1 pseudogene is annotated in these 247 nt (G+C 68.8%); it reads left to right on the forward strand.

From position 1 onward, the window contains the following. Positions 1-247 (forward strand): annotated as a pseudogene (locus B2X67_RS20550) (chemotaxis protein); the annotation flags it as partial.

The raw sequence follows: 247 nt of genomic DNA on the forward strand, positions 1-247 counted from the left end.
TCAACCAGATGGCGGCGACCATCCAGGAAATCGCGCGCAACGTGCAGGACACCGCGCGGGCCGCCGAAGACGCCGACCGCATTGCCGGCGAGGGGCAGACCCTGGCCGGTGGCAGCCGCGTGACCATGCAGCAGATGGCGGCGGCGGTGAACGACATCGGCGAGGCGGTGAGCGAGCTGGCGTCGTCGATGCACGCCATCGGCAGCGTCGTCGACGTGATCACCTCCATCGCCGAACAGACCAACCT

It is taken from the genome of Pseudomonas sp. UBA3153 (assembly GCF_002364635.1).
Lineage (GTDB): Bacteria > Pseudomonadota > Gammaproteobacteria > Pseudomonadales > Pseudomonadaceae > Pseudomonas_O > Pseudomonas_O kuykendallii.